At 74.1% G+C, this 13,874-nt stretch carries 12 protein-coding genes and 1 pseudogene; 7 read left to right on the top strand and 6 right to left on the bottom strand.

The window, feature by feature from the left end:
* Positions 1-157 precede the first annotated feature (157 nt).
* The 3 genes and pseudogenes from PUR71_RS03895 to PUR71_RS03885 all read left to right on the top strand — a co-directional run.
* Positions 158-883, top strand: a pseudogene (locus tag PUR71_RS03895) (glycosyltransferase family 2 protein); the annotation flags it as partial.
* Positions 863-1,513, top strand: coding sequence for a TIGR04282 family arsenosugar biosynthesis glycosyltransferase (locus PUR71_RS03890; RefSeq protein WP_443077338.1), 651 nt, complete (start codon positions 863-865; stop codon positions 1,511-1,513). The pseudogene PUR71_RS03895 and the gene PUR71_RS03890, both read left to right, overlap by 21 nt.
* Entirely contained in the window at positions 1,510-2,169 is a 660-nt protein-coding gene (locus PUR71_RS03885; RefSeq protein ID WP_329924888.1) for a class I SAM-dependent methyltransferase, read from the top strand. The genes PUR71_RS03890 and PUR71_RS03885 overlap by 4 nt, the downstream gene beginning before the upstream one ends.
* Positions 2,170-2,463: 294 nt before the next feature.
* Here PUR71_RS03885 and PUR71_RS03880 read toward each other — a convergent pair whose 3' ends face one another.
* Positions 2,464-3,780, bottom strand: a complete 1,317-nt coding sequence (locus tag PUR71_RS03880; RefSeq protein WP_329924887.1) for a glycosyltransferase 87 family protein — start codon at positions 3,778-3,780, stop codon at positions 2,464-2,466.
* A gap of 207 nt (positions 3,781-3,987) precedes the next feature.
* Here PUR71_RS03880 and PUR71_RS03875 point away from each other — a divergent pair, with 207 nt between their 5' ends.
* Positions 3,988-5,097 (top strand): molybdopterin-dependent oxidoreductase, encoded by a 1,110-nt coding sequence (locus PUR71_RS03875; RefSeq protein WP_329924903.1) that lies wholly within the window; start codon positions 3,988-3,990, stop codon positions 5,095-5,097.
* The gene (locus PUR71_RS03870; RefSeq protein WP_329924886.1) at positions 5,097-5,528 is read left to right on the top strand and encodes a hypothetical protein; all 432 of its coding nucleotides are present in this window, start codon (positions 5,097-5,099) and stop codon (positions 5,526-5,528) included. The genes PUR71_RS03875 and PUR71_RS03870 overlap by 1 nt, the downstream gene beginning before the upstream one ends.
* On the opposite strand, the gene PUR71_RS03865 is transcribed toward PUR71_RS03870, so the two are convergent.
* Positions 5,491-6,348, bottom strand: coding sequence for an S-methyl-5'-thioadenosine phosphorylase (locus PUR71_RS03865; RefSeq protein WP_329924885.1), 858 nt, complete (start codon positions 6,346-6,348; stop codon positions 5,491-5,493). The genes PUR71_RS03870 and PUR71_RS03865 overlap by 38 nt on opposite strands.
* A 270-nt stretch (positions 6,349-6,618) precedes the next feature.
* Here PUR71_RS03865 and PUR71_RS03860 point away from each other — a divergent pair, with 270 nt between their 5' ends.
* Positions 6,619-7,233: a transglycosylase family protein gene (locus PUR71_RS03860; RefSeq protein ID WP_329924884.1), complete on the top strand. Its 615-nt coding sequence runs from the start codon at positions 6,619-6,621 to the stop codon at positions 7,231-7,233.
* A 118-nt stretch (positions 7,234-7,351) separates the two neighbouring features.
* Here PUR71_RS03860 and PUR71_RS03855 read toward each other — a convergent pair whose 3' ends face one another.
* From PUR71_RS03855 to PUR71_RS03845, 3 genes are all read right to left on the bottom strand, one after another.
* Positions 7,352-9,250: an amino acid transporter gene (locus PUR71_RS03855; RefSeq protein ID WP_329924902.1), complete on the bottom strand. Its 1,899-nt coding sequence runs from the start codon at positions 9,248-9,250 to the stop codon at positions 7,352-7,354.
* A gap of 301 nt (positions 9,251-9,551) precedes the next feature.
* A complete protein-coding gene (locus PUR71_RS03850; RefSeq protein WP_329924883.1) occupies positions 9,552-11,120 on the bottom strand; it encodes a multicopper oxidase family protein in 1,569 nt (522 codons plus the stop codon).
* 61 nt (positions 11,121-11,181) lie between these two features.
* The gene (locus tag PUR71_RS03845) at positions 11,182-11,574 is read right to left on the bottom strand and encodes a DUF6153 family protein (RefSeq protein WP_329924882.1); all 393 of its coding nucleotides are present in this window, start codon (positions 11,572-11,574) and stop codon (positions 11,182-11,184) included.
* A 163-nt stretch (positions 11,575-11,737) separates the two neighbouring features.
* Here PUR71_RS03845 and PUR71_RS03840 point away from each other — a divergent pair, with 163 nt between their 5' ends.
* Entirely contained in the window at positions 11,738-12,139 is a 402-nt protein-coding gene (locus tag PUR71_RS03840; protein ID WP_329924881.1) for a YccF domain-containing protein, read from the top strand.
* Positions 12,140-12,202: 63 nt separating this feature from the next.
* Here the strand turns inward: PUR71_RS03840 and PUR71_RS03835 are convergent, their stop codons facing one another.
* Positions 12,203-13,834 (bottom strand): AMP-binding protein, encoded by a 1,632-nt coding sequence (locus PUR71_RS03835; RefSeq protein ID WP_329924880.1) that lies wholly within the window; start codon positions 13,832-13,834, stop codon positions 12,203-12,205.
* Between the last annotated feature and the right edge of the window lie 40 nt (positions 13,835-13,874).

The raw sequence follows: 13,874 nt of genomic DNA, 5'->3' as shown, positions 1-13,874 counted from the left end.
AGGATAGGAGGTGGCGGCGCCGGGCGCGGACCGCACGGCCAGACGTTCACCTTCCGTAAGATCCCCCGTCCGGCTCACCCGTAGGGAGCACGTCCGCCACGACGTCCGCGTTCCGTAAGGCGCCGGTGCCCCCGCACGCGGCCCGTCCGCGCCTAGCGTGGCCCGCGTGACCTCACCCACCCCCCATTCCCTTCCCGCCGTCGTCGACGTCGTCCTGCCCTGCCTGGACGAGGCCGCCGCGCTGCCCTGGGTGCTCGGGCGGATCCCGTCCGGCTGGCGCGCGATCGTCGTCGACAACGGCTCCACGGACGGCTCGGCCGAGCTGGCCCGCTCGCTCGGCGCGACGGTGGTGGCCGAGCCGCGGCGCGGCTTCGGCGCCGCCTGCCACGCCGGGCTGCTCGCGGCCACCGCCGAGCTGGTGTGCTTCCTGGACTGCGACGGCTCGCTGGATCCGGCCCAGTTGCCGCGCGTCACCGGCCCGGTGCTGGCGGGCGCGGCGGACCTCGTCCTCGGGCGGCGTCGCCCGTCGACGGCCGGGGCCTGGCCGGTGCACGCCCGGCTCGCCAACGCCGTCCTCGCCCGCCGCCTGCGCGCCCGCACGGGGGCGGCGCTGCACGACCTCGGCCCGATGCGGGCCGCCCGCCGGGAGCGGCTGCTCGCGCTCGGGCTGGGCGACCGGCGCTCCGGCTACCCGCTGGAGATGGTGCTCACGGCCGCCGCGGCCGGGATGCGGATCGCCGAGACGCCCGTCGACTACCTGCCGCGCGCGGGCCGCTCCAAGGTGACGGGCACCTTGCGCGGGACCCGCCAAGCCGTCCTCGACATGCGGGCGGTGCTGGCCGCGCCGCCGCCCACGCTGCTGGTGATCGCCAAGGCGCCGGTTCCGGGCCGGGTGAAGACGCGGCTCACGCCGCCGTTCACGCCCCAGCAGGCCGCCGGCCTGGCCGAGGCGGCGCTCGGCGACACCCTGCACACCCTGTCCACCGTCCCGGCCGGGCTGCGCCTGCTGGTGCTGGACGGCGAGCCGGGCGACTGGCTGCCGCCGGGCTGGCAGGTCGTGCCGCAGTCCGGCGTCGGGCTGGACGAGCGGCTGGCGGCGGCCTTCGCCCACGCCGCCCGCCTCGCCCCGGGCGCGCCCGCGCTGCTCGTCGGCATGGACACCCCGCAGCTGAGCGCGGCCGCGCTGGCCGAGCCGCTGTCCGCCGCCCGGCGCGCGGGCGTCGACGCGTGGTACGGCCCGGCGGCGGACGGCGGCTTCTGGGCCCTCGGCCTGGCCCGGCCGACGCCCGAACTCGCCGCCCGACTCCTGCACGGCGTACCGATGTCCACGCCGCACACCGGCCGGAGCCTCCTCGAACGCATCACCGAAGCGGGTCTGACGATTCATCAGCTCGACGAACTCGCGGACGTGGACACCGCCGAGGACGCCCGCCGCGTCGCCGCCGAAGCCCCGCACAGCCGCTTCGCGGCCCGCCTCCACGGCGCCGAACTCGCCCCGGGGGTGACGGGTTGACGATCACCGCCACCACCCCCTGGGTCGACGACCCCTTCGCCGAGGCCGTCCGCACCGGCCGCGGCCCGCTCTGGCTCCGCCGCGCCGACGGCCACCGCCAACGGCTCGACGTCGAACGCTGGTGCGCGCCGGCCGCCGGGGCCGACCACAGCCTGCTGCTGCGCTGCACCCCGCTCTCCGCCCCCGTGCTCGACCTCGGCTGCGGGCCCGGCCGCCTGGTCGCCGCGCTGCTCGAACTCGGCGTCCCGGCACTCGGGGTGGACGTGACCGGCGCGGCCGTCGCCCGCACGCTCGGCCTCGGCGGCCCGGCGCTGTGCCGCTCGGTCTTCGACCGGCTGCCCGCCGAGGGCCGCTGGGGCGCCGCGCTGCTGGCCGACGGCAACCTCGGGATCGGCGGCGACCCGGTCGCCCTGCTCCGCCGGGGTGCCGAACTCATCGCGCCGGACGGCCTGTTGCTCGTCGAAGTGGAGGCGGCGGAGACGGACGAGCGCACCGTCGTCCGGGTCGAGGGGCCGGACGGCCGGCTCGGCCCGCCGTTCCCGTGGGCCCGACTCGGCACCCGGGCCGCCCTGCACCGCGCCCGCGCGGCCGGCCTCGCCGAGGCCGAGCGCTGGACCTCGCACGGCCGGCGCTTCCTCGCCCTGCGCAAGGCCTGACCGCGCAGGGGCGTACGTTTGGGCCGGGGTCCAGGGAGCCTTGCAGGACGCCGTTCGTGCGTCACGCGTGCGGCTGTCGCCCAACCGCCTCTCGGCCCCTCGGTCAGGGGTGCCCCGGCGGCACCCTTCGCGGCGTCGCGGCCGAGCCTGCCAGATGCCCAGGGCGGGGACAAGACCCTCGGAGCGACGCCTACCCGGCGTCCCCCGCCCGCCACGGCGGGTGCCCGGACCTGCACGTCAAGGGCACCCGCCCCCTGCCGTCCGCGCACCGGATCCACCGGACGGACACCCTCTTCACACCGCCCGCGCGACCGCCCACCGAACACCCCACCGCCGTACGGCAGCACCCGCCACGACGCACACCAGTGCGGCCCCGTACGCGGTCTGCTGCGCCTCGATCCCGCCCGTCAGGTAGAGCACCTGCCCGGCCGCCGGGACGGCCAGCCACTCCCACCGCCCGTCCAGCGCCACGAGCGCCACCACCAGCAGCCCGTACCACGGGTAGGACGGCGCCACGACGAGCAGCGCCGTCCCGGTGACCAGCAGCGCGCCCGACCACGGCCGCGCCGGGTCCCCGCGCCGCAGCACCCACAGCGCCACCCCGGCCAGCACGGCCCCCGCCGCCCACGGCAGCAGCGCCTCCGGCAGAACCAGCGCCAGCAGGCCGAACCGGTCGATGTGCCCCTGCTCGTAGCCCTCCTCCCGCAGGTATCCCGGCAGGTAGCCGAGCACCCCGGCCCCGGAGGCCGCGACGTACGGGAGGTACGAGAGCGCGAACGAGCCGACCGTCCACGCCACCAGCACCGCGCTCTCCCGGACGGACCGGCGGGCGAGCGCCCCGGGCAGCGCCAGACCCGGCAGCAGCTTCACCGCGATGGCCGCGCCCAGCAACGCGCCGCCTCCCGCCGTCCGCCGCCGCGCCACACACCCCAGTCCGGCCACGAGGAGCAGCGCACCCAGCGTGTCCACGTGTGCGTCGTTGACGGCCCACAGGGAGACACCCGGACACCACCCCCACAGCGCCGCACGCCGCCTCCCCCGCCCGACCACGAGCAGCGCCCCCGTCGTCGCGACCGCGAGGAGCGCTCCGGCCGCCTGCGCCCCGCGCACGCCGCCGCCGAACGGGTGCACGGCGAGGAACCAGGCCTCCGCGACGGGCGGGTAAATCGTGTGCACGGCAGGCCGGTTGATGTGGGTGCAGTCCCCGGCCGCCGACCGCCGCTCGTCCCAGCCGGCGCACTCCCCGCCCGTCGGCCAGAGCCCCGGATCACGCAGCCGCGCGAGCGCCGGGTCGTCCGGGGTGTGCGCGTACGGGGAGATTCCGGCGGCCTGCACCCGGCCGTCCCACACGTACCGGTAGGCGTCGTCGCTGGTGCGCGGCGGCGCGAGGAGGCCGACGGCGGCGACGGCGATGCTGCCCGCGAGCACCAGCGGAACCACCTGGCGATCAGTCACCTTGCGCAGCAGCACGAGCGCCAGTGCGAACACCCCGACGTCGACGGCGTACCAGACGAACAGGGGCGCGCGGTGGCCGAGCGTCCCGCCGCCCGTGACGGTCACGGCGAGGGCTCCGACCAGGGAGGCGAGGGCGAGGAGGGCACGAGTGAGCACGGCGCCCACCCTCCCACCGCCCGGCCGCGCCGGGCCCCCGCGACGTGGCGCCGTTCGGATTCCGTAAGCACGTCGGAGCGCCTCACCGGCCCCTCGAAACGGTTCCATGGGCACGTGACCCCGAACTCCGCCGACACACCCGACGCCCCGAACTCCCCCGGCGCACCTCGCAGCTACGACCTCCCGCTCCCACCACCCCCCGACGCCCTGCGCCGCGGCCCCTTCCGCGAGGGGACGTTCCGCTCACGGCTGCACGAACCGCGCACCGCCGTCGTGCTCGGCCGGTGGCTCGGCGCCGCGCTGCTGGTCTGCTTCCTCACCGGCCTGGTCAGCCACGCCCTCCAGAACCCGCCCGGCTGGCTCGTCCCGTACCTCCAGAGCCGGCCGGTGAACGGCTACCGGTTCACCCAGGGGCTGCACGTCATCAGCGGCCTGGCCGCGATCCCGCTGCTCGGGGCGAAGCTGTGGACGGTCTACCCGAGGCTCTTCGAGTGGCCGCCGGCGCGCAGCGTGCTGCACGCGCTGGAGCGGCTCGGCATCCTCGTCCTCGTGGCGGCGATGCTGCTGGAGGTGTTCACCGGCCTGTTCAACACCCTCCAGTGGTACCCGTGGCCGTTCCCCTTCCGTCAAACCCACTTCTGGCTGGCCTGGTTGGCCACCGGCGGCCTCCTCGTCCACATCGCCGCCAAGGGCACGCTCATCGCCCGGCACTGGCGTCGCCCGACCGTCGGGCTCCCGCAGCGCCGCGCCTTCCTGACCGCGGTGACGGCCGCCGCCGGCGTCGTCACGCTGACCACCGCCGGCCAGAGCGTGCCGTTCCTCGGCCGCCTGGACCTGCTCGCCCCGCGCCGCCCGGACCTCGGCTCGCAGGGCCTGCCGGTCAACCGGACCGCCGCCCAGGCCGGCGCCGTCACCGCCCCCGCCGGCTGGCGACTGCGCGTGGACGGCCCCCGCCCGTACACCCTCACCCTCGCCGAACTCGAGCAACTCCCGCAACAGGAGGTCGAGTTGCCGATCGCCTGCGTCGAGGGCTGGAGCGCGTCGGCCCGCTGGGGCGGGGTCCGGATCGCCGACCTGATGGAGCGCGCCGGGGCACCGGCCGGGTCCGCGCTGCGCTTCACGTCCTTCGAGGCCGACGGGCCCTACCGGGTCATGGAGATGCCCGCCGAGTACGCCGTAGACCCGCTCTCGCTGCTCGCCCTGCGCGTCAACGGCCACATCCTGGACGCCGATCACGGGTACCCGGCGAGGGTCATCGCGCCCAACCGGCCCGGCGTCCTGCAAACCAAGTGGGTCCAGCGGATCGAGGTCGTCTGATGCCCCGTTGGCTACGCGCCGTCCTCCTGCTCGGCGGCCTCGCCCTGCTCGGCTTCGGCCTCAGCGGCCTGCTCGCCGACTCCTACATCACCGACCCGCTCGACGTCCTGGTCTGGGCGGTCGGAGCGGTCGTCCTGCACGACGGCCTGTGGCTGCCGCTGCTCTGCCTGGTCGGCGCCCGCTACGCCCGCGGCCCGGTGCTGCGCGCGTGGCTGGTCGTCGCGGCGGCGGTGACGGCCGTCGGGCTCCCGGCCGTCTTGCGGGACGGCACGAACCACGGCAACCCCTCGGTGCTGCCGCTGCCTTACGGCCGCAACCTGCTGCTCGTCCTGACCGCCACCGCCGCCGTGGCGCTGCTGGTCGCGCTCGTCAGGCGGTGGCGCACCCAGGGACTCAGCCTGCGGAGGAGACGCCCGGCAGACCCGTCGTGAGCCCGTCCAGCGCGTGCGAGCAGCAGCAGTCGCGATCGGCCGGCAGGCTCTCCAGCGCCTTGAACAACACCGTGCGCAGCCGGTCGACGTTCCCCGCGAAGGCCTTCAGCACGTCGGCGTGGGTGACGCCCTCACCCGCCTCCACCCCGGCGTCGAGGTCGGTCACCAGGGCCAACGACGTGTAGCAGAGGCCGAGTTCGCGCGCCAGCACGGCCTCGGGGTGGCCGGTCATGCCGACCACCGACCAGCCGTTCGCGGAGAACCAGCGCGACTCGGCGCGGGTGGAGAATCGCGGGCCCTCGATCACCACGAGCGTCCCGCCGTCCACCGGCTCCCAGGCCGCATCGCGCGCCGCCTCCACCGCGGCCCGGCGCCCAGCGGGGCAGTACGGGTCGGCCATCGAGACGTGCACGACCTCGGGGAGCGAACCGTCCGGCAGCGCCAGCCCGTCGTAGTAGGTCTGCACCCGGCCGGAGGTGCGGTCGACGAACTGGTCCGGCACCAGCAGCGTGCCCGGCCCGTACTCCGCCCGCAGCCCGCCCACCGCGCACGGCCCGAGCACCTGGCGCACGCCGAGCGCGTGCAGCGCCCACAGGTTGGCCCGGTAGTTGATCCGGTGAGGTGGCAGCCCGTGGCCGCGCCCGTGCCGGGGCACGAACGCCACCCGGCGGCCGGCCACCTCACCGAGGAACAGCGCGTCGCTCGGCGGTCCGTAGGGCGTGTCGACGCGCACCTCGGTCACGTCGTCCAGCAGCGCGTACAGCCCCGATCCGCCGATCACGCCCAGTTCGGCGCGCGGGAGTTCCTGATCGATCGTCATCGTTCGTGCCCTTCCTCGGAGACGTCCCGGCCACTGTAGGAGGCGGCACACGGGGTCGAGAGGGGAACCCGGCTTACGTCGGTCTTACGGACGGCGAGGGCCGGAAGGCCGCTGCGGCCGAATGGCCGCGGGCCGCCGGGGTGGCACCGGGCGGCCAGGCGGGTGACTTCCCGGACGCGTCGGCAACCGTCCGCCCCACCCGGCTTGCGTGGGTGGAAGGGCGCCGTCCGCGGACGGCGCACGCCTTGTCCCCGAACCTGAGAGCCGCCCATGCCTCCCACCGCGCATCTCCGACGTCTCGTCCCCACCGCCCTCTGCGCCCTGGCCGTCGCCCTCGCGGCCCCCGCGGCGCAGGCCGCGCCCCCGGGCGGCGGCCACGGCGCCGACCCCGGCGGGAGGTACGACTGGGAGAACGTGGCGGCCTGCGAGAGCGGCGGCGACTGGCACGTCAACACCGGCAACGGCTACTTCGGCGGCCTCCAGTTCGACAACCCCACCTGGCGTGAGAACGGCGGCCTGCGCTACGCCCCGCGCGCCGACCTCGCCACCCGCGACCAGCAGATCGCCGTCGCCACCGTGCTCGCCGAACACCGGGGCCTCAGCCCCTGGCCGGTCTGCGGCGCCCGCGCGACCCGCGGCCGCGAGCGGGGGCACGAGCACGGCACCGCCCTCCCGCCGCCGGCCGCCCCGGCTCCCCCGGCCGCCCCGGCTACCCCGCTCTCGGCGGGCGAGCGGCGGGTCAGCAGGGGCGACACCCTGGCCGACCTCGCCGACACCCTCCGCATCCCCGGCGGCTGGCCCGCTCTCTACGAGGCCAACCGCGACGTCGTGGGCGACGACCCCGACCTCATCCAGCCCGGCATGGTCCTGCGCCTGCCGTCCTGAGTGCCCACGCACCGCCGCCCACACGCACCGCCGCCCACGCCCCCGCCGAGGGGGACGTGGGCGGCGGTGTTCTCGGGCGGTGTTCTCATGCCCGCTCGACGGGCCGACGGACGGCGCGTTACCCGACGTGGACGCGCGGGCGGCGGGTCCGGTCCGGCTCCGCCTCGCGCAGCACCTCGCGGGTGACCGGGGCCACCTCGCCCTGGCCGAACAGGAAGAACCGCAGGAACTGGGCGAACGGATTGCCCTCGGTCCACTCGAAGTACAGGTGCGGCCGCTGGCCCGTGCGGTCCCGGACGGTGAGCGCCAGGGCGGCGATCGCGTTCGGGACGCTGGAGCTCTCCAGCGTCAGCACCCGGTAGCGCCCGTGCAGGACCTCGCCGCGGACGGTCAGCTCGGACTCGAAGTCCGAGGCGTCGCGGACCGTCACCTCGACGAAGACCAGGTCGTCCTCGCCCGGGATGTCGTTGTCGGCGCGGATCTGGCGGATCTTGTCGCGGTACTCGGCGACGTCCCGGCGGGTCGGCTCGTTGGCGATCAGGCGCAGCGGGCGGTGCGCGTAGTCGCGGATGAAGCGCTCGGCGACGTCGTCCAGGGCGACGTTGGTGACGCGCAGCTCGAAGGCGCGCTTGAGCCGGGAGAGCAGCGACACCAGGATGATGCCGGCGATGAAGCAGGCACCGATCTTGACGCCGTCCGGACGCTCCATCGTGTTGATCACGGTGGTGTACAGGAAGACGGCCGAGATGATCCCGAAGGCCGTCGTCCAGCCGCGCTGGCGCTTCTTGTACGCGGCGATGGTCACCGCGATGGCCGCCGAGCTGATCAGCACGAGCACGCCGGTCGCGTAGGCGCCGCCCTGGGCGTCGACGTTGGCGTCGAAGAGCCAGGTGATCAGGAAGCCGACGAGGGTCAGGACGATCACCATCGGGCGGACGGCGCGCGCCCAGTGCGGGGCCATGCCGTAGCGCGGCAGGTAGCGGGGCAGCAGGTTGAGCATGCCCGCCATGGCCGAGGCGCCGGCGAACCACAGGATCGCGATCGTGGACAGGTCGTAGACGCTGCCGAAGGCGCCGCCAAGGTACTGGTGCGCGAGGAAGGCCAGGGCGCGGCCGTTGGCCTCGCCGCCGGCCTCGAACTCCTTGGCCGGGATGAGCAGCGTGCAGATGAAGCTGGTGGCGATCAGGAAGCTGCTCATGATCACGGCGGCGGTGGTCAGCAGCTTGCGGGTGCCGCGGATCCGGCCGGTCGGCTTCTCCTCGGTGTCGTCCGGGTCGCCCTCGATGTGGGGCATGACGGCGACGCCCGTCTCGAAGCCGGACATGCCGAGCGCGAGCTTGGGGAACACGACCAGCGCGACGCCGATCATGACGAACACGTTGCCGTGCTGGACGGTCAGCGCGTTCGACCAGTCGGTGACGACGTGCGGGGCCTGGATGATCTTCCAGACGCCGACCGCGACGACCACCACGTTGAGCGCCAGGTAGACCACGACCAGGCCGACGGCCAGGCCGATCGCCTCGCTGAAGCCCTTCAGGAACACCGCGCCGAGCAGCGCCACCAGGATCAGCGTGATCAGCATCTGCTTGCCGCCGAGGACGCTGCTCAGGTGCGGGTTCTCGACCAGGTGCGCGCTGGCGTCGGCGGCCGAGAGCGTGATGGTGATGATGAAGTCCGTGGCCGCGAAGCCGAGCAGGGCGAGCACGAAGAGCTTGCCCTTCCAGAACGACAGCAGCCGCTCCAGCATCGCGATCGAGCCCTCGCCGCGCGGGCTCTCCTGGGCCACCCGCCGGTAGACCGGCAGCGCGCCCAGCAGGGTCACGATCACCAGCACGATCGTCGCGATCGGCGACAGCAGGCCGGCCGCGAGGGCGGCGATGCCCGGCTGGTAGCCGAGCGTCGAGAAGTAGTCCAGGCCGGTCAGGCACATCACCCGCCACCAGCGCTGGCCCTGGTGACCGCCGTGCGCGTCCCCGCCGCCGTGCCCGCTCTCGTCACCCTGCGTGTCCTTGGCCACCGACGCGTCGGCCAGCAGCCAGTTGCGGAGGCGTATTCGCGCCGACGGCGCGGCCACCGCCGGGGGCGCCGCCACCTCCGCCGTCCCCGTCTCCGTCGAACCCGACGAAACCACCTTGCACCTCTTGTTTAAAGACCCCGTAAAAGCGCCGTCGGGCGACGGCAGTGCGCCAGGCTATTCGACCGTCGTTAAGGAGTCGTCATCGGCCCGCGTTAAGAAAACGTCATGGTGGTGGACGTCTCGGCACCGTCGGGGGCGCGCCGGACCGGGGAGCGCGCCCCGGCCCGGCGCCCCGCAGGCGTTACGCCTGGTAACCGAGGACCGTCATCATGCCCGTCTCGGCGTGGTAGACGTTGTGGCAGTGGACCATCCACAGACCCGGGTTGTCGGCGTCGAAGTCCACGGCGAGCGTCGTGCCGGGCAGCACGATCGCGGTGTCCTTGCGCGCGCCGCCGCTCGCGCCGACTCCGCTCGCCAGGGCGAAGCTGTGCCCGTGCAGGTGGACCGGGTGCCACATGCCCGTCGAGTTCCGCAACTCCAGCCGCACCCGCTCCCCCGCCGTCACCGGGTAGCGCTGCGAGGAGTCGTACCGGCGGCCGTTGAAGGCCCAGTCGGCCTTCGCCATGCCGCCGGTCAGCTCCAGCCGCACCGTCCGGTCCGGCACCTTCGCCGGCAGCCGGACGCCCGCGGCGGCCGTGAGCTGCGCGGCGGTCACCAGCCGGCCGTCCAGCTCGGCCGGGCGCACCGAGGCGTCGGGCGCGGCGCCGCCGCCGGTGCGCAGCAGCGCGAGCGCGGAGGCGCCCTTGCCCTCGGCGAGGGCGGTGAGCGGGAAGACGCCGTCCTTGACGGTCACCAGGACGTCATAGCGCTCGCCCATGCCGAGCAGCAGGGCCTGGGTGGCGGCCGGCTCGACCGGGAAGCCGTCGGTGTGGGTGACGGTCAGCTCGTGACCGCCGAGGGCGACCCGGTAGGCGGTGTCGCCGCCCGCGTTGATCAGCCGGATCCGGACCCGGTCGCCGGGCTTGGCGCTGAACGTCTCGGGCGCGGTCGCGAGCCGGCCGTTGACCAGGTGGAACGGGTACGCGACGTCGCCCGCGTCGCCGCCGAGCAGGTCGCTGCGGGCGCCCATGAGCATGCGCGAGGGGCCGGTGGAGCCGGCGGTCATCCCGGACATGTCGTGGCCGCCCGTGCCGCCCGTGCCCCCCATGCCGCCCATGCCCTTGGACAGTTCGGCCAGGACGGCATCGGGGGTGCTCCCGTCCACCCCGTCCACCCAGTCGTCCAGGACGACGACCCACTCCTTGTCGTAGGCCAGCGGCTCCTTCGGGTCATCGACGATCAGCGGCGCGTACAGCCCGCGGTCCTGCTGGACACCCGAGTGCGGGTGGAGCCAGTACGTGCCCGGCCGGGTGAGCGCGAACCGGTAGTCGAACGCGGCCCCGGGCCGGACCGGTTCCTGCGTCACCCCCGGGACACCGTCCATGTCGTTGCGCAGCGCGAGGCCGTGCCAGTGCAACGACGTCGGCTGCGGGAGGTGGTTGGCGAAGGTGAGCGCGAGCGTCTCGCCCGCGGTGGCGCGGACCTCGCGGCCGGGCAGCGCGTCGCCGTACGCCCAGCTGCGGACGGTGCGCCCGCCGAGGTCGAGGGTGGTCTCGGTGGCGGTGAGCGCGACCTCGCGCTCCGCCCCCGGGCTGCGCCGCGCCTCGGCGGCGGCGACCTCGGGGCCGTCGGGACGGACGAAGCCGGCCGGCGCCGGGGCCTGCTTGCCGTGGTCCATGCCGTTCATGGAGTCCGAACAGGCGGCCAGGAGCCCGGTCCCGGCAGCGGCGAGCGCCGCGCCGAGCACGGCGCGTCGAGAGGGTGTGCGCATGACGAAGTGCACCTCGTGTGTGGGTGGGGGTCGGTGGACGTGCGAGGCAACCGCCGCACGTCTACTGACGCAGCACCGACACTTCGGCGAGGACGGACCGCCCGCCCCTGGGCGGCGGAAGCCCTCGGGCTGCGGCCGGCAACAACGCCCGTGCGGCAGCGGCCGCATCCCCGGCCCGCCGCAGCAGGTACCCGCCGACGGCGAGCAGCACGAGCCCCCAACTCGCGGGCACGGCAAGGCAGACCGCCATGGGGTCCATCCCGCCCGGCATGGCGGGGTCGGCCGTCACGTCGTGCACGTCATGCACGTCATGCACGCCGTGCACCCGGGCGGCGACGTGCTCAGCCGCCGGATGGCCGCCCGAAGGATGCCCGAGCGTGTGCATGGTCAGCACACCGAGCAGCAGACCGGCGAGCACGACCCCGCGCAGGATCCGCACCACGCCGTCCCGCACCGCCCACCTCCACTCCCGCCTTTTACCCCCACAGGGTATACCGCCTCACAGCCCCCGGCCCCGGACCGGCCCCTGAGGTCCACCCCTTAGGGGCGTAGACACGCGGGCGCCCGGGCATGGCAGGTCGTAGAACCGACCGGTACGCCATGAGAAGGTGCCCCCCATGAAGGTGATCGATCTCGTCCTGAACGTCCTATGGCTGATCTTCTGCGGCATCTGGATGGCGATCGGCTATGTCATCGCCGGAATCATCTGCTGCGTACTGATCATCACGATCCCATTCGGCATCGCCTCGTTCCGCATCGCCGGGTACGTGCTGTGGCCCTTCGGGCGGACGACGGTCGAGCGGCGGGACGCCGGGGCGGGATCGTGCGTGGGGAACGTGATCTGGCTGGTGTTCGCGGGGTGGTGGCTGGCCGTCGCGCACTTCCTCACCAGCATCCCGCTGTTCCTGTCGATCATCGGAATCCCCTTCGGGTGGGCCAACCTGAAGATGATCCCGATCTCCCTCACCCCGCTCGGGCGCGAGATCGTGTCGACGGACCAGCGCTTCGCCGGCTGGTGAAGCCGCCGGAGACGGACGTGCGACGGCCGACGAGGAGAGATCCCCGTCGGCCGTCGCGTGTTTCTAGAGGTCCAGGATGCCGATGGCCATCTCGCGCATCTCGACCTTACGGATCTTGCCGGTGACGGTCATCGGGAACTCGTCGACGACGTGGACGTAGCGCGGGATCTTGAAGTGGGCCAGGCGGCCGGTGCAGTAGGCGCGGACGGCATCGGGGGTGAGGGGTGCGGCGCCCTCGCGCATGCGGATCCAGGCCATCAACTCCTCGCCGTACTTGGGATCGGGGACGCCGATCACCTGGACGTCGAGGATGTCGGGGTGGGTGTAGAGGAACTCCTCGATCTCGCGCGGGTAGAGGTTCTCGCCGCCGCGGATGACCATGTCCTTGATGCGGCCGGTGATGGCGAGGTAGCCGTCCTCGTCCATGACGGCGAGGTCGCCGGTGTGCATCCAGCGGGCGGCGTCGACGGCCTCGGCGGTGCGCTCGGGCTCGCCCCAGTAGCCGAGCATGACGGAGTAGCCGCGGGTGCAGAGCTCGCCGGGTTCGCCGCGCGGGACGGTGCGGCCGGTGACGGGGTCGATGACCTTGACCTCCAGGTGCGGGCCGACCCGGCCGACGGTGGAGACGCGGCGCTCGACGGAGTCGTCGGCGCGGGTCTGGGTGGAGACGGGCGAGGTCTCGGTCATGCCGTAGCAGATGGAGACCTCCGCCATGCCCATCCGGTCGATGACGTCCTTCATGACCTCGGTCGGGCAGGGGGCCCCGGCCATGATGCCGGTGCGCAGGCTGGAGAGGTCGTGGCGCTCGAAGTCGGGGTCGGCGAGCTCGGCGATGAACATCGTGGGCACCCCGTAGAGGGAGGTGCAGCGTTCGGCGGCGACGGCGGCGAGGGTCGCGCCGGGCTCGAAGGAGGGGGCCGGGATGACCATGCAGGCGCCGTGGGAGGTGGCGGCGAGGTTGCCCATGACCATGCCGAAGCAGTGGTAGAAGGGCACCGGGATGCAGATCCGGTCCTGCTCGGTGTAGTCGAGCAACTCGCCGACGAAGTACCCGTTGTTGAGGATGTTGTGGTGCGACAGGGTCGCGCCCTTGGGGAAGCCGGTCGTGCCGGAGGTGTACTGGATGTTGATCGGGTCGTCCGGCGCCAGTTCGGCCTGGCGGGCGGCGAGCGGCGCGGGGTCGGCCTCGCGGCCGACGGCCAGCAGGTCGTCCCAGGCGGCGCTGCCGGTGAGCACGACGCGCTCCAACTCCGGGCAGCGCGGCCGGACTTCGTCGATCATCGCCGCGTAGTCCGAGGTCTTGAAGGACGGCGCCGCCACCAGGAGCCGGATGCCGGCCTGGTTGAGCACGTACTCCAACTCGTGCGAGCGGTACGCCGGGTTGACGGTCACCAGGATCGCGCCGAGCCTGGCGGTGGCGTACTGGGTGAGCGTCCACTCCGCGCAGTTGGGGGCCCAGATGCCGACGCGGTCACCCTTGGCGATGCCGAGGGCGAGCAGGCCGAGGGCCAGCGCGTCGACGTCGGCGGCGAGTTCGGCGTAGGTCCAGCGGCGGGCGGTGGCGCGGTCCACCAGGGCGTCGCGGCCGGGGAAGGCGCGGACGGCGCGGTCGAGGTTCTCGCCGATCGTGTCGCCGAGCAGCGGCACCTCCGCGGTGCCGGACGAGTAGCTGCGACTGGTCGACGTGGTCCGCACGTGCTGCCTCCTGGCTGGGGATCGCGAGGGTCGGGGACCA

This window comes from Streptomyces sp. SP17BM10, from assembly GCF_036322405.1.
Classification (GTDB): Bacteria; Actinomycetota; Actinomycetes; order Streptomycetales; family Streptomycetaceae; genus Kitasatospora.
The sequence above is the reverse complement of the archived record's forward strand: the minus strand, read 5'-3'. Positions and strand labels throughout refer to the sequence as shown.